Source organism: Pedobacter chitinilyticus, from assembly GCF_003313385.1.
Classification (GTDB): domain Bacteria; phylum Bacteroidota; class Bacteroidia; order Sphingobacteriales; family Sphingobacteriaceae; genus Pedobacter; species Pedobacter chitinilyticus.
This window is the reverse complement of record NZ_QMHN01000003.1, coordinates 564,902-585,128: the sequence shown is the minus strand read 5'-3', so window position 1 is coordinate 585,128 and position 20,227 is coordinate 564,902. Positions and strand designations below refer to the sequence as shown.

The window sequence follows — 20,227 nt, the reverse complement described above, 5'->3', positions numbered from 1 at the left end:
AAATCTTCGTCGTTATCATAATCATCTTAATTTGTAGGTAAACTAAACCAAGTTTCTTGATAAGAATATGTTGGCAATAATCCACCCCATTTTTGTAATTCCGGCCTATTCCATACATATTCTGAGTTATATCTAGGCCTCAATCTATAAGCATAAGCTCCAACGCCGTTAATGGTGGCTGCAAATTCCGAAGCATCCAATTGTTTAAATTGTTTAAAAATATCGGCTCTGTAGTGCCATTTACGTAAATCGCACCATTGTTCTTGTCCAGCCCAACCCCATTGCGCTACATATTTTTGGCCCATAATATCTGCAAGGGTTAAAGTAGTTGCATTTTGAGCAACCTCGGATGAAGTCATATAGGCTGTAATTTCCGCTGACGTTATTGCTGGAGCAGTAGTTAGGCCTGACCTGCCAAAAGTATTCACAAAATCCATATGCCCTCTAATACCTCGGTCATAAGCAATCCAAGCTCCACCTAAATCACCTTTTAAAAATAAAGCTTCAGCCTTGGCAAATTGCAATTGAGAATAGGTATATAATGGTAGCCTAGATTTTACCCCGTCAGTAAGTCCTTGTCCAAAGATATATTTACCAGGGAAAGGAGCTGCAACTGAGCCGTAAACGTGTGGAATTGTCTTCGTGGTTGGGACATCGCCTCTAGTAGCCACAACCCCTTTGTAGACATTAGTTGTCATTGGAGCAACCATTCTAGATAGTCTCGGATCATAAGGTGTTGTAGTAGTAATTGTAGGATTGGTTGCTGGCGTTCCTCTCATACCTCCTGTCAAATAATTTATTACAGGCTGACCAATTCTGCCAGAACCAACTTGAGCAGCTGCAGCTGCACTTGCTACAGAGTTAAGTGTATTTCCAGTTACGCTAAAAGGATTGGCATTTGCAGCACTTACGCCTTCAAAATTTATAGCAGCATCTTCTGAAGAATTTAAAGTTGTTGCTCCAAATGAAAGATCAACAAATTTAACAACGCTATCAGCATACTTGGTATTAAATTCTGGCTTGTTAGTTAAGTGGCTATATTGAGTTGCCAATATTGCATATACAAACTTCTTCCATCTCTCTCTATAAGCGGTCAAACTGTTATTTGCTGGAATGGCTGAACCAAAAATAAAATCATTATTCCTCAACAAGGAAGGATTTACCAAACCATCTGGCGCATTTAATTTTTGAAGAGCCAAATAACACCACTCTCTAACTTTTGCATATACTTCAGGCTGATCTTGATAAGTAAAAGTCAACTGATCTTTAAGTGCATCATTTAAAATAATAGGTCCATGAGAATCCGTGGTCATTTGATAACCCCAAGCTTTAATGGCGTATGCAACACCTAGCAAAGTATTATTTTGTTTGGCTTCAGATTTTGTAATAATTTCTTCTAAATTCTTTCCCGCATCGATGTATACGAATCTCCATAATACACCGCCGGCATTATCTGTATTATAGTAGCTATGTCTTTCCATAGGATCAGATGCTACTTGGGCCCCAACATTTTGGGTGTATTTAAATTGTGCATTTGCGTAATCCGTTGTTACAGAAACCGCCATCCTAGCAATCATTGGTGCTAAATAGAACTCGGCAGCAACATCCTGAGGAGTAGCTGGATCACTATTTACGTCAAGCCATTTTTTACATCCACTAGTGGCAATCAATAGTGCGATTAGGCAGGTCATTTTAATATATTTCATGTTCAAAATCGTTTGGTCTAAATTATAATCTAATTCTTAATCCCATATTTACACCTCTAGGACGGCCCATACTACCGTAATCGATACCATAACCTCCCGCACCACCAGTAGCTGGATTATTACCATTTACATCTGGATCAATACCTGTATAGTTAGTAATCAAGAACAAATCTGTGAAAGTTACATATAAGCTAACGGCTGTGATGAAGCCCGTTTTTGCTGCCAACTTTTGAGGTAGTTCGTATGCAATTGTCACATCTCTAAGTCGCAGTGTTTTAATGTTTTTTTCCAAAAATTGCTCTGGAGCGATACTCCCCGTCGTACTACTATAATAGTTCGAATAAGTGTAAGGAGTGATCATAATATTATTAATTGTCGGATTAGCAGTGTTCTCTAAACCGTCTTTTAGCACTCCTTTGATAATCCTTGGCTGCTCTCTGTCTAATGTTTTAATACTTAAACCTCTTCTATAAAGCTCGTATTCCGTTTGATTGTAAACATCACCGCCCACTCTCAAGTCCAATAAGAAAGAAAGGGTTAAGTTTTTATATCTAAAGCTATTAAGGTAACCCAAGGTAAACTTAGGAGCCCTATCACCTAAGTATTCAAATTCTGAAGAACTTTTTAGCACAGGAGTACCCGTAGATGGGTTAATCAACAAATCGCCTCTATTGTTTTTCTCATTCACCCAGCCACCAATAGCGAGCGTACTTTTACCAGGAATGGTTGATCCTCTGGCTCCATTTGCAATCCAAGTATCCGAATCATAGTACTCTGGCAATTCTTCAGCAATTGTATTTACAATGCCTTTATTATGTGTAAAGTTAAAAGTCATATCCCAGTTGAAATCCTTTTTACGTAAAGGAGAACCTTTCAACTGCACCTCAACACCTTTGTTTTTTACGCTACCACCATTTAATATTCTAATTACAGAGCCTGTTCCGTATGAAAGTCGAGGAGCGATAATTTGGTCACGGCTTTCACGTTGGTAATAGGTAAAGTCAACCGAAATACGATCCTTTAAAAAGCCTAATTCTGTACCAACTTCAAAATCTATTGTTTTTTCTGGCACTAAGTCTGGATTTGGCCCTGCGGCTATATCGTAACTAAAACCACCACCACTAGTAGTATTTGCAACTAATTTAGGTGCTAAGGCATAATACCTGTATGGCTCTTTACCAGTAATACCAAATGAACTTCTTAGTTTACCACTACTTAACCATTCTAATTTTTTAACAGCTTCTAGCTCACTAAAGTTAAAAGCCAAACTCGCGGATGGGTAAGCGAAGTACGGATTGTTAGGCAACATACGTGAAGCCGCATCCACCCTGCCGGAAAGCGTTAAATACAATAACTGTTCGTAGCCTAAAATAGCTTGAGCAAATACACCTGCATTACGTCTACGTGAAATAGCTAACCTCGCTGATTGTGTAGTTGGCAATGTATTATTGATACTGTAGAAATCAGGATCGTACATATTTTGTCCACGAGCAGAGTTGGTAGTTAGATTAACATCTGATGCATTTGCACCTATGATATAGGTGTTATTAAACTTCCCAAATTTATGTCTTGCAGACGCAGTTAACGATCCATCGAAAGTTTTGTTAAACTGATTATAGGTATTGATCACACCTCCTCTATTTGCTGTTGAGCTCCCAGAGCCATAATACGATTGGGCGTGATAAACCAGTTTACCATCCGTACTCGAAACGTTAGCTCCAAAAATAGCCGTTACATTTAACCACTTATTAGGTTTAATGGTTACGTTTGTATTTAACAAGAAACTGTTTGTTCTATCGTCTGCTAAGTTCTTATTGACATCCCATAACGGACTGTCAGTTTCCGTGTATATGGTTCCTGTCGTTAATACGCGGTTTCCAAGTGGATCAATCCAATTATTGATATCATACCTAGAAGGATAAAGAAGCAATCCCATTAGATAACCACCTAGGCCTTTGTTTGCCTTTCTATTATATGCGTTTGTGTAACTAAAACGAGTAGTTAATTTAATAGCGTCGGAGAGGGCAGCCTGTCCCGCCAAAGAAGTTACAAATCGCTTATATTCGGTATTAGGGATAGACCCCTGATTGTTAACATATTCTGATGACCAACGGTAAGTAAACGATTCTTTCCCGCCTTCAAAAACCAAGTTGTTTTTTTGCGCTGTTCCTGTTCTAAAAAAACTGCCAATATTATCATAGATTTGTAGCCCTGGCGAGTATTTAGGCCCAAAGTAACTGGTGGAACCGCCTAAAAAAATACCATTCGCATCTCCTTGGCTATAAACTTGCTGTACTTCTGGTGCACGATTTACGGTTTCAATCCTAAGGGAACCATTATAGGAAACGCTGGCTTTTCCAGCTTTTGCTTTCTTAGTTGTAATTACAATAGCTCCGTTAGCTCCAAGGTTACCATATAAGGCCGTTGCTTCTGGTCCTTTCAAAATCGTATAGCTCTCGATATCTGCTGGGTTAATATCAGATGCCCTGTTCGTGTAGTCTTGATTTCTGTTGTTTCCTTGAATAGTAGTATTCATTTGGTTAACTACGGTGTTGTCTATCGGAACACCGTCCACTACCATTAACGGCTGGTTATCGCCGCTTAAAGAAACGATACCACGCAAAACAATTTGAGATGAAGCTCCTGGATCGCCACTTGTTGGATTAATTGCCAAACCTGGCACCCTTCCTGCTAAACCGTTTACAAAATTTTCTCTTCCAGTTTGAGTTACTTCATCTCCATCAACTTTAGACAGGGAGTAACCTATACTTTTCTTGTCTCTTTCTACGTTGTAAGCAGTAGTAACCGTTACTTCCTTTAAAGAATTTGCATCTTCTTTTAATGCGACGTTAATAGTTGTGGCATCGCCAATCGTTCTTTCTTGCGTAACAGTACCTAGAAAAACAAATTGAAGCGTTGTCCCTTTATTTGCTTTAATAGAATATACTCCCGCAACATTCGTTTGCACCGCAGAGGTAGTGCCCTTGATTCTTACCGTTGCCCCTGGTATTGGCTGCCCATCTTCTGCAGAGGTCACTTTACCTGATATGGTAACTTGCTGTGCAACTGCTTGCAGAACGAATAGAAAAGCCCCCATGAGCAACATGAGTAGTTTTTGTTTCATAAATTTGTTTGGTTAATAATTAATTTGTTGTTTGTTTGGCAATTTATAAAAACGCATATTAACGCATTTTAAATAAAGCTTAAGTAAATATAAACAAATGTTATTCGTTTAAAAAAGAAACTTTTAACAAATTTTAACAATAAGCCATTTTTTTCTTGTAAAACCCTGCAAAACCACGCACAAGTTAAAACCTTATAGATCAGGAATTAATTCCAACAAAAAAGCACCCTCCATTGGGTGCTTTTTTAATGTGGGTTTATTTTAGGCTTATTTTGCTGCCTTAACTAACGAGTTTTCACCAACTGCATCTTGGGCCAATTCCCAAAACATGATGCCATTGGCACTAGTTTGCGCCAAAGCAAATTTCTGCTTAATGGTTGGAATACCGTTATAGTAGTAGGTGCTGGTTCCAACCGTAAACTCTGATCCATTTTTATCTGCACCTGCTTTTAACAAATCCTTGAAAGCCATGGCTGTATTTCCAGCCGTTTTGCCATAAGCAGGCAAGCCTAATACAGCCTTCTCTTTTGGAAGGTTTTTATCTGTTAGCCAGATATTCAAAACCCTTTCGGCCATCGCGTATGAAGAGTGGTCGTTAGGTCTAGCGGCATCAGTTCCAATGCCATCATAAGCCATTAAATTTACAAAATCACAAGCATCTATTGCCGCTTGGTTAATTCCGTCTTTCACTGGTCCTGCAAAAATGCCCGCTGTAACCGCCATGCTCAAGGTTTTATGCCAGCTGTGTAATTCTGTGGATAGTTCTTGCATAAACACTCCAAAAGTAACGTCATTTCCTTTGGTAGCATTTGGGTATTCCCAATCCATATCTACCCCATCAAATTGATTTTGGATTGCATAATTCACAATACTTTGCACCAATGCCTTTCTTGTGGTGGGGTTTGAAATTAGGGTTGTGTAAATTTTGCTATCACCATTTAAAGCAATTACAATCTTACATTTATGTCTTTTTGCTAAAGCCACTACATTTTTCACACTTTCTCTCGAATCATCCAAAACCAATACTCCATCAGCCCTAGGTTTTAGGAAAGAAAAAATTACGTGTGTTAAGTGATCTAATGAAGTGGTATCAATATCACTAATTGCTCTATAGGCAGGGAAGTAAGCTACCCTTTTAAAGCTTTTGTCTGCCACATAGGGTGTTGATGGCTTCACAAATTCTTTCGCACCATAACCATCTGGCACTTGTGCAATATCCTTTTGGCAGGAAGCCAGCATCATCAAGGCCGCAACCCCTAATAAAAAAAATCTTTTCATAATCTATTTAGCTAACCGCCCATACCGTAAGCACAGGCGGTTATTATTTTATCGTTTAACGTGATCTATTGCAATACCATAAGGTGCATAGCCTTTAATTAAGAAACTAACTGCCTGAGTGCCGTCTAATTTATAGCGCAAAATACCCGAGTTTGCTCCTGAACCCACAGACTGAGGCGCGTTTGTTCCGAAAGAGTCGGCCCTGTTTCTGTAACCAAAATATAGATAGCCATTTCCATTCTCATCTTGATCCAGTTCCATGCCAGTCACATAAATAGACTCTCCTGTTGGGAAAGCTCCAGTAGGAACATAGCCCTGGTCACTAAATGAAGTTGCGGTAGCAAAGCCCATTACTGAAGGTGTATTATAGATAGGCGTAATGTTTCCGCCGTTCATATCACATCTATAGATACCCGGCTCATAAGCTGTAGCACGGTTAATTGCCAAATAGATCATATTGTTTTTAGCATCTACCACAAATTGCCTGATACCAATATCTTTCAAAGCTGTGATTTCGCTTATAAACTCCCCTGTCTTCTTGAATTTATGCAAGCCTCTTCCGCCGTTACCCGTGAAAGAAACCCATATTTCATCGCCAACTTCTCTGATACCCGAGTAAAAGTGTGAGCTAGAACTAAACCCAGTACTTGTATTTCCTCTAATCCTGAAAGCCGGATATGGAGCCTCCGTTGATGCCGCATTGATTACGTGAACGCCATTGTTTCTGGTACCCCACCATAAATTGCCATCTTTATCAACAGTATGCAACCAAGGATCTAAATTGTAAGCAGTTGCTCCGGTATTCTTAGTAATAAGTTTTTCGCCTGATCCATCCAAATTAAACGATTTCAAATAACCATCACCTTCAGCTGCAACACCGCTACTAAATCTTAAGCCAAGTCCAGCCTCTGAATAGTATAGTTTATTACCGGCTACAGAAAGGCCCAAAGGACTAGGCCCTGTGGTTACCCCAGGAAGGGCTACCGGAACTGACGGGCTTAACACCGTAAGCTTGTAAGCATAAATTTTCTTGGTGATGACATCTGTAAAGTATATGGTTTTCGCCAATTCGCCTTTCACTTGTACCTTAATTTCGGTGGTTAATGTTTCTTGTCCATCGTTAACGGTTAATTTAATGGTATGCTCGCCATCTGTTGTAAATTTAACCACTGGGTTTTTAACGTTAAATGTACCTGCAGCGCCAAAGTCCCATGAGTAGGTTACCGTTTGACCAGGATAATTAAACGCACGAGCATCAAATTGAACATCCTCAAACACAGCAATGTTTGCAGGTGCAATAATCCGTGGTTGCATTTTCACTAAAGTGATTTTTTTGCTGATTTCTTGTGGCTTATCTCCTTGCCAAGTAGTCAATTTTACAGTATATTCTCCTGGAAGTTCATACAAAATAGTATCTGGCACCATTTTTTCCGATACTGATACATTGGTTAAACCACTTTTGTTTAGGGTTTTTCCTCCTGTGTATTCCCAACGATACTTATCCGCATTTTTTGAACGGTTGGTAAGCACCACTTTTGCTGGCGCATTAACTACACCCGCTGGAAAATCAAAATTAGCAGCATAGTTTCCCTGCTGTCCAATATTGGTTATCTCTTCTTTAGAACAGCCCAAATAAATAAGGCCAATCAAGAGTAGTAATAATTTAAATTTCTTCATGATCTTATTATTATAAGGTAATATCAAATGTTCTGGTAGCGGCCGTAATGGTATTGGTTGGTGTCACCGCATTTACATCAATAGTGATGCTGTAGTTACCTACTTTTTTAATCGTATTTACGATCGCCACCAACATCGCTCTAGTACAGTTATCTCTCAAATTTTTCATTCCAGTAGCGCTTAACACATAAGTTCCTCCAGTGGTGAAATGTGTCGTTGGAGCTGTTGGGAATAATGCCAAATAATCGTTTCTGGTCATGGTATAAGCCAGTAACCCTTTTAGGGTATTAAACTCGTTATCACTCATTCCATTGATTAACGTTGCGTCATTTGGATACTTGCCAGTTTTTCTTTCTACCTTATATGGATGATTAATGACATAGTTGTTTGTCGAGGTCACCCAGTATTTGTCCAAATCAGTTGCCTTTACTTCTAAAGCCACTTGTTTTTTAGCTATAGAATCTACCAAAACCAAAGTAGCTTCGTCATTAGTTTTTGTAATGATGGATGTACCGTTTTTTAGCGCTAATTGTATCCCTACGTTTTCAACCAATGTTTCGTAAAATGCTACTTTTTGAAACTTATCATCTCTCTGCCAAGTTGAAGCGCTTACAATTAAAGTATCACCAAAAACTGGCCTAGTATTATTATAGGTCACCCTCAATTGGCTGGCAAATTCATTGTTGGTTGAACCTAGCTCTGTGATGGGGTCATTCTTTTTGCATGAAGCCAAAGCCAACAAACAAATCGATAAAACGCCTATATATCTTTTCATATTGTTTTTCATCTCTTTTTACTTTAATGTTGAGTTTTGAACCCACCAAACAGGCTTAAAAGCCCAGTCTCTAGCTTTAGCACCTAATCTTTCTATCTCCTTTGGATTATAAACATATTCTGTTTGTGGATCATAAGGGAAACGCTGAACATATTTACCAGCCCACTCTGCCAAAGCGTATCTTGGATAATAGATCGCATAGGTAACTCCATTTAAATCATTTTTATATACAGATGGTTTATAACCATATCTCTTCATATCAGACCAAGTTTCTCCTTGTAGATAAAGGGCAATATATTTCTGCATCATGATTTTAGACAGATCCAATGTTGCTTCGCTTTGCGCCACCTTTCTTTGATCGCCCAAATAGTTGAGAATTTGACCCTCGGTTACTCCTAAACGCTCCATATTGACACGGATACCTTCTTTGTAAGAGGCCAATGCACCTGTTAAATCATTAAGATGAAATTGGGTTTCTGCTTTGATAAACAATAACTCTTCTTTGATCATTACTGGATAAGGCGAACCGTCTTTAGTCCAATAACCACCGTGAAGCTTAGCAAAATCATCAAAAGTAGTTCCTGTAGGCAGGTTCACATCTCTTAATCCTTCTGACATTTTTGCACCAAGATATTTGTTGTTTTTTCCTGGTGTAGTCAATTTAAGAAGTCTAGGATCATAAACGATAGGGCTACCTGCTGGCGTGGTTCCATCGTCAACGGTAAGTGCCCTCATCAAGAAATCTGTAGGCAAGGTATTTACCAAATCACTTCTAATATCAGCAAACTGGAAAGCTTCTCCAGCTGGAGGAGGGTCCGAAGGTCCCCAAAGGTTGTGTGTCCAACCAGTAGTACTTACTTCTGGATATTTGAATACTGCATCGTTGAAATTAGTCAAGGCATCATTAACAATCGTCAACAATTCTTGGTTGCCATTTTTGAAGTTGGCTGTTCTCAATTTCAACCTCGCTTTAACGCCTTTTGCCAATGCTTTCCATTTATTTAAATCACCGTTGTAAATCAAGTCTGATTTTGCATCCATGGTTTCAGCCAAAGGACTTACATTGTCCAAAGCAGTGATCCCTTCATTCAATAAGTTCTCTACTCCTGCAAAAATTTGCTCTTGAGGATCGTAAACTGGATTGAAAGAACCGATATAAGCTTCTTTGAAAGGCATATCACCAAACACATCGGTAGCAGACAAATAGCTTAATGCCATTATAATTTTACCTACACCAACATAGTTGTTTGAGCTTTCTTCGGCAGCTCTCTTCACCATTTGGTTGATGTTTGAACCTACATCAAAATAATGCCATCTCCAAGCACCCATACGGGTAATGCTATTGTAATTCCAAGTATCGGTAATGGCATTACTATTCCCTGTTCTGGTGGTGAAATAATAACTGTGATAAGCCCCAAAACGTGCCTGCGAATATAGCGAGTAAGCTAAATTGGCTTGGATTGCCGGAAGCCTTTGTTTAGGCGGTACGGTTACTGGCTGTACCGGGTTTACGTTTAAATCTAATTTATTACACGCACTTACTGTAACCACAGCAAGTATCGCTAGAATATTTCTTACTATCTTTTTCATAACTCCTGTCTCTTAAAGCGTGATGTTTATACCCAATGAAAAAGTACGCGGCAAAGGAATTGCACCATTGTCAACCCCCATAGTACTTGCACCAGAGCCACCAGCATTTGGGCCTGCGCTGTTCACCTCAGGATCGCCACCTGAGTAATTGGTAATTACAAATGGATTTTGTGCTCCCAACTCAAATCTTGCACCTTTAAGACCTAACCTATTGGCAAAGGAAGTTGGCAATTGGTAGCCCAAGTTAATGTAGCGAACCCGAGCCCAATTTACTTTCTCCACAAAGTTAGTTCCTACCTGATAGTAGTTGTTGGCGAAGTAGCTATAGTCTAAAACTACCTTCTTGTTGTTTTTAACATAGGTACCATCGCCTTGTTGTACTACGCCGTTAAATACAAATTCTTTATCTCTCCATTCGCCTATATCATAAGCGATACCGTTAGACATCATTCCTTGGAGGCTCGCGTTTAAGATATCGCCACCGATTCTGAAATCCCAAAGGAACGACAAGCTGAATTGCTTGTATTTAAAGTTATTGATTAAACCGAAATTGAAATCTGGCTCTCTGTTTCCGATGTAACGCTCCTTAGTGCTGTTATCAATAATTGGATAGCCATTGGCATCTACAACCACGTATCCATCAGGGTTTCTTCTGTAGTCAGAACCTACAATCCCTAAAACTGGTTTATTAAGGGTGGTTGCTGCTGCACCTGCATTAAGCTGTGCGTTGGTATAGATAAAGGTCACGATATCACCAGCAAAATTCAACATCTTCGATCTGTTTTTCCAACCGTTTAAAGTGGCAGTCCAAGTGAAGTTTTCTGTTTTAATTGGAGTTCCGCTTACCGAAAACTCTACCCCTCTATTCCTTAAAGATCCCGCATTGAAAGTCATGATAACATATCCAGATGGCAAAGGCACCCTAGGGGTCATGATCATATCGATACTTTTTCTTTCGTAAACCGCCACATCAATGTTCAATCTATTTTTGAAGAAACTTAACTCTGTACCAAACTCTAGCTCTTGTGTTTTTTCAGGACCTAAGTCTGGGTTTCCTCCAGTTGGATCGTTCACGAAACCACCGCCAATGGTGTAAGCTTGTCTCAAATTACTGTTGGTTCTATAAATAGGCGCATCTTTACCTACGCGAGCGTAACTTGCTCTTAATTTACCATACCAATCTTTACTGTTTTCAAAAAGCTCCGAATAGGTTAAGCTTGCTGAATAAGATGGCGAGAAAAATGTTCTTGCATTTGCTGGCAAGGTAGAAGTCCAGTCGTTACGACCAGTTACCCCAATGGATGCGATGTTTTTATATTCCAATCTCACATCTCCAAAAACAGCATAACGTTGTCTACGTGCGATAGCTTCTGTAACGATTACATTCTCTCTGTTTACCACGTTAGGGGAGAAAATATCGCTCACTAAAAAACCAGTAGCCTCATAACTCACCCCTCTATTATCGTAATACTCGCTGCTACCGCCTGCTATTGCCGTTAATCTCAAATCAGGAGCGATTTTCTTGTCGTAAGTAGCGGTGAAGTTAGAAGTGATAAATTTAGTTTCCGAGTTATTCTCCGCAACGAAACCATTAAAAGCTGTAGATGAAGGTGTGCCCGGAGTAATTACTCTTCTATATTTGGTGGAGGTAAAATCCTGACCTAACCTATAAGCCAAAGTCAATCCAGCAATAGGCTTATAGGTGATATTGTTATTCACCAAGAACCTATCCACATTGTTATTTCTAGGGTTACGCATTACACCCCACATAGGAGAAATTCTAGCTTGGTTTTCGTTACCTGGTTCTACATAAGCATATAACGGATCGCCATTCGGCTTTTGGTAGCTTAAAATATCATAACGACGTGGATACAACAAAATGCTGTTGATCCAGCCGCCAGCTCCAGCACCTACCAAACCTTCTTGAATATCATTTTTGATATAGCTAGCAGATGTAGTTAATTCAATTTTTTTACTCAATTTGGCCGTTCCTTTTACCATCAAGTTAATCTTTTCTTGATCGGTATTAGGAATCATAGAACCTGCGTTACGATAGCCCCCAGAAACATAATAGTTCAATTTCTCCGATCCGCCGTTCACATTGAAGTTGGCATCATGGGTAAGTGCTGTTTCAAAAAAGCGATTGATGTTGTTATAGATCTTCTCGTCATAACGGAATTTTCTTCCCCATGAGCTTCCAGAAGTTTCATCATAAATACCGCCCGTACCTGTAGTATAAATTGCTTGTTGACGAGGAGTTCTACCCATAGTTTCTACAAATGACTTGTATGAACCCGAAATCTGTAAACTACCTGCTTTACCACTTTTTGTGGTAATAATGATTGCTCCCGAAGCGGCATCAATCCCGTAAAGTGCAGCAGCAGCGGCACCTTTTAAGATGGTGATGTCTTCAATATCTTCAGGGTTAAAATCCGATAAACGGTTTACTGTTCCATTAGAAGCATTATTGTTCACGCGAATACCGTCAACAATCATCAAAGGCTGATTATCGCCAGAAAGGGTCGTTGACCCCCTTAAGATAATTTCTGAAGGCAAACCTGGAGAACCACCCGAAGCACTGATTTGAGCCCCTGCGATTTGTCCCTGCAAAGCGTTGATGATATTAGATTGATTAGCATTTCTCAAATCGTCTCCTTTTACGGTTTGTACCGAGTAAGACAGTGACTTTTTGCTTCTTTCGATACCTAATGCTGTAACCACTACTTCATTAAGCACTTTAGAATCGGATTTTAACTCAACGTTGATCGTTTTCGCGTCACCAACTGTTCTTTCTTCAGAAATAAATCCGATGTAAGAGAATATGAGTACTTCTCCAGCTTTTGCACCGATGGTATAAGCTCCATCCGAATTGGACTGAACACTGTTGGTTCCCCCTTTAACCCTCACAGAAACACCCGGTATTCCGAGTTTATCATCTGCAGATGTTACCTTACCCGTAATCGTTATTTGCTGAGCCATTAGATTCATCGTCAGCAAAAACGCACTCAAGAATAACATGAGTAGTTTTCTTTTCATAAATTTTAATTTGGTTATTAAAAAATTAGCTTCAAATTAAAAACGCATATTAACGCATTTTTTTGAACATAGCTGTAAATATCATATTTATTTTTATAAAACCCGCAAAATTTTGCTAAAAATTTAATAAATACCGCATAAACTCCGCAAAACTCCGCACAAAATTCATATCAAAACACGCTACTATTGATTATTAAGGATATTTTTTACTACCTTGAGCTTGCCAAATACTATAATAGAAAAATGTTAAAAAAAGAAAGACATAACATCATAATGCGCCAAATCAATCTGCACAACCGTGTATTAAGCTCTGATTTGGTCGAGTTATTAAATGTATCTGAAGATACGATCAGAAGAGATTTACAAGAGCTTGCGGATGACAATCTGCTCACCAAAGTCCACGGAGGTGCACTTTCTAAATCTTATCAATCAACTTTTGACGACAGTAAGGTTTATGCTAAAGACGCTAAAATCGGTATCGCAAAAAAAACAGCATCACTCATTAAAGATGGAATGGTGATTTTAACTGGTGGTGGTACTACCGTGATCGAGTTGGCCAAACAGCTCCCTCAACATTTACATGCCACTTTCATCACCATAAGCCCTTTGGTAGCGGTTGAATTGGCAAAATATGAAAAAATAGAGGTGATTTTAATTGGCGGTCTTTTTGCAAAAAACTCACAAATCAGCTATGGTGGCCATGTAATTAGCCAATTGGCTGACATTAGAGCAGACCTTTGCCTAATGGGAACCAGTGCTTTACATACTGCAGACGGCGTTACAGATACCGATTGGGAAATCAATCAGTTGAAAAAGGCCATGATTGCTTCTTCTAAAAAAACCGCAATCCTATGTATCTCTGAGAAATTGGGGATTACCCTACGCTTAAAGGTAGCGGGCCTAGAAAACATCAGCTACTTAGTCACCGAATTAGATGCGGACGACGATATCTTAAAGGCTTATCAAGCGAAAGATTTACAGATTATTTAAACAGAAATAAAAAAGTCCCGTACGTACGGGACTTTTTTATTTTAAAATGTTGGGTTTGCAGGGGTATTCGGATTATTATCTCTCTCTTGGAAAGGGTATGGCATAAAACGACGCTTCATCTCCGCCACTGGCCTTCCAAACCTGCGCATATCTTCGAGCTTTAAACCTGAAGCAAATAGCTCAATACAACGATGCTTATAAATAAGCTCCAACAACTGCGGCTGGGTATAAGGGCCAGTTAAAGCGGTTAAACTTGCACCAACACCGAAAACATCCGTTGTTTTGGTTATTACCTTATTTAATTCAGTTAATGCGCTATTCAAATCTGGAGTAGTTTGACGTGCGTAAGCCTCTGCTTTAATCAAAGGAATTTCTCCAGGCAGGAAAATGGGGAAAGATCCAGTTACTGAAGTAGCAAAACCCGCCATACGCAAGCTAGCTGGGCTACCTGCCATTATTGTGTAAAATGGAATACGCTTATCATTTGCATCTGGAACTAATGTTCCTGTCAAACCCAAATTCGCATCCGTTGGCTGAAAAACGTTATTTGAACTCGCCACAGATGCTATGATATTAACATTTGCAGCATCAAACTTAAACGGCGAAATATCGGCAGAAGTAATTGTGTTTTTATTTGGAGGAATCACTGTTGGCGTAACCACCGCATTAGCCTCACTTAATGCTATTGCGTATTGTCCAGAAAACAAAGCATATCTGGCCTTTAATGCATGTAGCGCATTTACGATGTTGATATTATTAACGGTACTATTAAACTGTGTGGAGATAGGGTTAGCCGTTATTTTGGTCAAAGCATTATCTATTGCTGCAATAGCAGCCTTATAACCATCCATCCTATCAACAAAAGGTGCTGCTTTGCCTATAGTTACGGGTACTTTCTCCCAAAAAGAAGATAGCGTACCTAAAGAAAGCGCCTTAAAAACAGTCACATAACCTATCAAGCCTGCGGCATAATTTTTATCACCCAATGCTTCAGCGCCTGCGATCACTTTGTTGCTTTCATCAATCACTTTCAACGAAGACGCCCACATATTAAACAAAATAGTATTTGTTCCATCTACAGCGCTTCCGCCTGTACTGAGTTGCAATTCGGGAATATTACCTGCATTCAGCAACCTAAGCTCATTACTAGCAAAACCTGAAGCGGTAACTGAATTAAACAAAACACCTGTTCTACTCAATGTATAGGTGCGATTAACCCCCATTGCTACTGCAGATAGGGCTTGGCTAGAACCCAACGCTACTTCTGTACTCGCTCTTGAAGGGTCTTCAAAGTCCTTTTTACATGAAGACATCATGCCTGTTAGCGTTAAGAGGCTGCAGGCTATATATATTGAATTTTTCTTAAAATTTTTCATCATTTATCCTCCTAAACCATTAAAATTTAACCTGTAACCCTAAACTAAAGGTTCTAGGGATTGGCACCGAACCAAAATCGATATTTCTTAAGATCGTAGATTGTCCTGCCGAATTTAATTCAGGATCATAACCTTTGTATTTATCCCAAGATATTAGATTCCTTCCACTCAACACTACCGTCAAATTACTGATAGACTTTACTTTACCAATATTATAACTTAAAGAGATCTCTCTTAATTTCACAAAAGAACCGTCATCTATCCTCCATTCTTCAATAGCGTACACGCCAGCAACGTAGCCTCTTGGCAATTGGCCTAATTGCTCTTGCTCAGCCACTTTACCATTACCCACTCCCTGTCTTGTTCTCCAGTCTGCATTCCACACATCTCCACCCTGCACGCCGTCCAATTGAACCCGTAAACCAAATCGCTTGTAGCTGAAGTCATTTACGAACGACCAATTGTAATCTGGATTAGGATTTCCTAACACTTTCCTTAATGGATTACCAGCACCATCTCTAGCTTGTTGAGGAATGCCCGCTGCATTAGTAACTAAACTTCCATCCGAATTTCTTGCAAAATAAGTTCCATAGAATACTCCCAGAGGCTGGCCATCAATGATGGCTACAGGTGCTCCTGGATTAGTACTCAATAACCTCATCGCTCCGATATTGTAGGCCTCATTTCTATTTCTATTGAAAATTACATTGGTGTTCCAGCTAAAATCATTCGTTTTAATTGGAGTTCCGCCTAAAACAACTTCAAAACCAGTATTTTTTAAAGACCCGATATTATTTAAGAAGCTGGTGTAACCTTCTGAAGGTGCAATTACTTGTGGCAACAATAGATCCTTCACTTTCTTATTATAATAGTTGAAACTTAAGTTTAATCTATTACTGAAAAATCCTAAATCTGTTCCCACTTCCAATTCATCCTGGCGCTCTGGTTTGATATTCTCGTTAGCTAACTGAAATGGACTGAACAAAGAAATGTACTCTATAAACGCCTGACCATTATAGGCATTGATACGATCATAAGGTCCAATACCCGTTAAGTTACCCGACTGACCATAAGCAGCTCTTAACTTAAAAGTATTCCACCAAGAAGACATACTGGCATTCTTCCAATAATCTGCAGAAGAAAGTACATAACTTAAACTTGCTTTTACATAAACCTGATTCCTATTATCCTTTCCAAACACAGACGATTCGTCCATACGTAACGCACCTGTTAAAAACAAATGATCTTTGTACTTGAAATTTTGTTGCAAATATGCTCCGCTGATAGACAATTCCGTTCTACCGTCAGCTCCTGGCAGCGCCGTAGCAGCTCCGTTAACTGTAGATATTTTGGGAGCCATACCTCTGCCTTGCAGTAGTTGATACCTTCCTCTTTCATATTGATAAGAATATCCAACTTGAGTAACCGAGCTTAACAGATCGGAAATTTTACCTTGATACGTCGCATTAATCTCGTTATTAAACATAAATGTTTTATTGGAAGCCGTGCTCGCGTAACCATTTTGTGTCCCGTCTAAACTTGTTCCTCCCCCAAAAAAATCTACGTTAACATTATAGGTATATGGCGGAATATAGGTTGTTCCGTTTTGCGAAGAATTATCCACACCTAAAGTTAAATCAATTGTTAAATTTTTTATTGGATTTAGTTTTAAGGTTGAATTTGCAATGATCCTGTCTACCTCCTGCCTTTGTTTAATATCTTCAATTACAGAAACTGGATTTACCCTCCCTCTCTCTCCTACAGCCATTAAGTTACCGTTGGCATCTCTTCTCCAAATATCGTGGAAGTTACCGATAATAGTTACTGAGTTCATTGGCGAAAAGAAAGAGTTGCCATCTGGCTTCTCATTTGCTGCACTTTTGATATAGTTTAAGCCCGCAGATAAACTAGCCCAGTTATTTAATTTCTGATCTAAATTTGTTCTGAAGTTATACTTCCTAAAATCAGTGTTTTTGATAATACCCTGATTGTTAAAATATCCAAAAGACGAATATACTTTTGTATTTTCATTACCGCCAGAAATAGACAAGTTGTTATCTGTGCCAACTCCAGTCCTAAATATATAGTCCTGATAATCGTATCTCGTCACAGGACTAGTAGTCGTTAATGTCGGCGTAAGTACATCTTGTGTTACAGCATCAACACTTCCTCCAAATTTCACTGGCGATTGGTTTACTTCGATTTTCTTGCGCAATTCGCTAATAGTAAAATTGGTATTAAAACTCACTTGAGTTTTACCAGCAACACCTTTTTTGGTAAAGATTTGAATAACTCCAGCATTTGCTCTCGATCCATAAATCGCAGCGGCCGACGCTCCGTTCAATACCTCTACTCTTTCGATATCGGCAGGGTTAATATCTACCATTCTATTTTGTCCAATATTACCCACAAAGCCGCTTCCATCATAGTTACCAGAAGTGTTGGTCACCCTTGTAGTGGTATTATTCATTATCACCCCGTCGATGATATACAAAGGATCTGTAGAAGAGTTAGCAGAACTGATACCACGTAATTTCACAGACATTCCGCCTGCTGGATCACCCGAGTTCTGGCTAATTTGTGCACCAGCAATTTTACCTTGCATAGAAGCGAGTACATTACCACTAGGCGCTTTATTTAAATCGTCACCTTTTACAGTAGAGATATAGTTACCCAACTGCTTACGTGTAGTTCCTTGCGAAGTACCTGTGACAATGACCTCATCAAGCCCCATGGCGTCTTGCCCCATGGTGAAATTAGCGGTAACGTTGTTATTTGAGCCTAGCGTAATTTGTTGGCTTGCCGTTTTATAACCAATAAATGTAACCGAAACTTGGTAATTTCCTGGCGCTAAATTGGCGACTAATGAATACGTACCATCGCTACCTGCAGCCACTGCAAAATTAGTCCCCTGCACCTTAATTCCCGCTCCTGGAACTGGTGCATTGGTCCCCTCTTCGGTGACTTTTCCGCTAATAACGTAACGATTGGTTTGTGCATTTGCTGTTAAAAAAAACAGCAAAAAGATGGGCGACATACAGAGTATCCTCCATTTTGACCGCCATGAAGTGTAGATTCTCTTCATACTTGATGTGAATAAGTGGTTAGTTGTAAGCTCAGCGCATTTGATTCCAAAAAGCTCTAAGTTGATGTAAATATCTGCAATTGTTTGCATTAAACTGCAAGTAAACTTTTAAAAACGAAAAAAAAAATTCAGCAATACTGCTATTACTTGCAAACCAGACAGAAACTTTTTTGCATCCTCTCCAAATTAAGCGGAGCAAAAGACAACGACCAAAAAGTCGAAAAGCAAAAAAACAACACTTAAATATTTAAAAATCAATAAATTATGAAAATTCAAATAAATACCTTATTGTCGTTAAAATATTATCTATTCAAAAAATGAATATTTTTAATTATTGAAAGTTGAAAAGGTTGTGATAAAATTTTACTTGGGTAAACTTATTTTGCCCATACATACAGACGGCACGCCTTCTCTTTCGCCAAAATAAGTTTGGCTTCCACTCAAGGTCTCATTGGCTAATAGTGCAAATAAAACCGCTTCCTTAGCGTCGGGCTCAATCTCCAAATCAGCAGTGGTTTTAAAGGAAATTTGAGGAAGTTCCTGTTTTAGCAACGATAACAACAAAGGATTGTGCATACCACCACCACTTAAATACAGCACAGGATTTGACAGCTTCACTAAAGCTCTTTTGATCGCTTCTATAATGCCATAAGCAGAACAATGGCATAAAGTAGCCATTACATCTTCAGGGCTTAAGTTTTGGGTATTACTTTCTTGCTGTGCAAGTTCCAAGTAGGCTAAGCTGAAAAGTTCTGGCCCTGTAGTTTTGGGAAATTCGGCCTTGAAAAAGTCGTTTGCCAGCAAAGCTTCCAGTAATGCACTATTTACATGACCTCGCTTTGCAATGGCCGCATCCTTATCATAATACAAGCCTTCAAAATGCTTCTGCACGTATTGATCCATTAATGTATTGCCTGGCCCAACATCTGTAGAAAAAACCTTCGAGGCATCTAAATCTCCTGGCAAATAGGTAAAATTAGCAATACCCCCGATGTTCAACATGATCCGATCTTCGCCTGTTTTTGAAAAGATCAAATAGTCACCATAAACGGCTAACGGTGCCCCTTCGCCACCAGCAGCAATGTGCTTTTGCCTAAAATCGCTTAGCGTAACAATCCCTGTGTTTACCGCAATATGATCACCATCACCAATTTGTAAAGTCCCATTAGGCAAACCTTGTTGCTGATGCAGAGATTTTGGCGCATGATAAATGGTTTGGCCATGGCTGGCAATAAAATCTACTTGCGAATTTTGGTAACCCCATTCTGCAATAGCTTCGTTAATCAGAGCGGCATGTGTAAGCGCCACCTGTTCATTCATCAAACACACCATTTCCAAATCCACCTCTCGCTTAGAAAAAATCCCCTTCACCTGCTTGCGGAAAGTTTCTGAATAATCTCCTGTTTTAAAATTGAGCAACTTAATTTCCGTATTACTGCCATGTCCTTTAAATGAACAAAGAGCAATATCTAGTCCGTCCATTGAGGTACCCGACATTAAACCGATGATAAGTTTTTCTTCTTTTTGAGATTTTTGATAAAAGTCTTCTATCTGATTTTTCATGACAAACAAGCTTAAGATTTGGGAGGC

General features: G+C 39.2%; 11 protein-coding genes. 1 reads left to right on the top strand and 10 read right to left on the bottom strand.

Going from position 1 to position 20,227, the window contains the following annotated elements; translation table 11 throughout:
* Window positions 1–26: 26 nt before the first annotated feature.
* The 7 genes from DUT70_RS12680 to DUT70_RS12650 form a co-directional block, all read right to left on the bottom strand.
* Entirely contained in the window at window positions 27–1,706 is a 1,680-nt protein-coding gene (locus tag DUT70_RS12680; RefSeq protein WP_113647698.1) for a SusD/RagB family nutrient-binding outer membrane lipoprotein, read from the bottom strand.
* 22 nt (window positions 1,707–1,728) lie between these two features.
* Entirely contained in the window at window positions 1,729–4,830 is a 3,102-nt protein-coding gene (locus tag DUT70_RS12675) for a SusC/RagA family TonB-linked outer membrane protein (RefSeq protein WP_113647697.1), read from the bottom strand.
* Window positions 4,831–5,097: 267 nt separating this feature from the next.
* The gene (locus tag DUT70_RS12670; protein ID WP_113647696.1) at window positions 5,098–6,108 is read right to left on the bottom strand and encodes a glycosyl hydrolase family 18 protein; all 1,011 of its coding nucleotides are present in this window, start codon (window positions 6,106–6,108) and stop codon (window positions 5,098–5,100) included.
* Between the two features lie 48 nt (window positions 6,109–6,156).
* Window positions 6,157–7,785: a PKD domain-containing protein gene (locus DUT70_RS12665; RefSeq protein WP_113647695.1), complete on the bottom strand. Its 1,629-nt coding sequence runs from the start codon at window positions 7,783–7,785 to the stop codon at window positions 6,157–6,159.
* Between the two features lie 10 nt (window positions 7,786–7,795).
* Window positions 7,796–8,560 (bottom strand): hypothetical protein, encoded by a 765-nt coding sequence (locus DUT70_RS12660; RefSeq protein ID WP_113647750.1) that lies wholly within the window; start codon window positions 8,558–8,560, stop codon window positions 7,796–7,798.
* Window positions 8,561–8,578: 18 nt separating this feature from the next.
* The gene (locus tag DUT70_RS12655) at window positions 8,579–10,150 is read right to left on the bottom strand and encodes a SusD/RagB family nutrient-binding outer membrane lipoprotein (protein WP_113647694.1); all 1,572 of its coding nucleotides are present in this window, start codon (window positions 10,148–10,150) and stop codon (window positions 8,579–8,581) included.
* A gap of 12 nt (window positions 10,151–10,162) precedes the next feature.
* On the bottom strand, window positions 10,163–13,186 hold the full coding sequence (locus DUT70_RS12650) for a SusC/RagA family TonB-linked outer membrane protein (RefSeq protein WP_113647693.1): 3,024 nt from the start codon (window positions 13,184–13,186) through the stop codon (window positions 10,163–10,165).
* A 243-nt stretch (window positions 13,187–13,429) separates the two neighbouring features.
* Between DUT70_RS12650 and DUT70_RS12645 the strand changes: the two genes are divergently transcribed.
* The gene (locus DUT70_RS12645) at window positions 13,430–14,176 is read left to right on the top strand and encodes a DeoR/GlpR family DNA-binding transcription regulator (RefSeq protein WP_113647692.1); all 747 of its coding nucleotides are present in this window, start codon (window positions 13,430–13,432) and stop codon (window positions 14,174–14,176) included.
* 41 nt (window positions 14,177–14,217) lie between these two features.
* On the opposite strand, the gene DUT70_RS12640 is transcribed toward DUT70_RS12645, so the two are convergent.
* The 3 genes from DUT70_RS12640 to DUT70_RS12630 form a co-directional block, all read right to left on the bottom strand.
* Window positions 14,218–15,492, bottom strand: coding sequence for a RagB/SusD family nutrient uptake outer membrane protein (locus DUT70_RS12640; protein WP_240432102.1), 1,275 nt, complete (start codon window positions 15,490–15,492; stop codon window positions 14,218–14,220).
* Between the two features lie 79 nt (window positions 15,493–15,571).
* Window positions 15,572–18,637, bottom strand: a complete 3,066-nt coding sequence (locus tag DUT70_RS12635; protein ID WP_113647749.1) for a SusC/RagA family TonB-linked outer membrane protein — start codon at window positions 18,635–18,637, stop codon at window positions 15,572–15,574.
* 363 nt (window positions 18,638–19,000) lie between these two features.
* Window positions 19,001–20,200 carry an anhydro-N-acetylmuramic acid kinase gene (locus DUT70_RS12630; protein WP_113647690.1) on the bottom strand — a complete coding sequence of 400 codons (1,200 nt, stop codon included), beginning with the start codon at window positions 20,198–20,200 and terminating at the stop codon, window positions 19,001–19,003.
* Window positions 20,201–20,227 lie beyond the last annotated feature (27 nt).